This window comes from Pseudoalteromonas sp. G5_S1_14_S5, from assembly GCF_054968605.1.
In genome coordinates, this window is sequence record NZ_JBQKUM010000244.1 from 1 (window position 1) to 370 (window position 370).

Here is a 370-nt window from a genome sequence, read left to right on the forward strand (position 1 = left end):
CGTTAAATGTATTTCCTCCAGAAGCATGATCAAGGTTAGATCATGCTTTCATGGATCTGGCTCATGGGCTGAAATGGAAGCTTTTCAGGGGCGACTGTAGATCAAGTGAATAGTGATCAGTGAACCTGATGTTTTGCATGACCTTGATGTTTCGCGAATTCAAAGTAGGTCTGATAGATTTTTCTAATGACCAAGGAGGTTCTTTTATATTGAATGCTAGGCTATTTATTCGTTACGTAGATAACGAAAGGATAGATTAGCCTCTCCGTGATAACTAGCCAGCTTTGCCCCTGCAATCGTTGGGCGTTTAAGGTAACGACCAAGGTAGTTAATTGGTAAGTGTTCACCGAGGTATCTTGACTTACCATTT

Annotated in this window: 1 pseudogene; it reads right to left on the minus strand. The window is 41.1% G+C overall.

From position 1 onward, the window contains the following. Positions 1 to 237: 237 nt before the first annotated feature. Positions 238 to 370: pseudogene (locus tag ACTRWI_RS22740) on the minus strand (transposase); the annotation flags it as partial.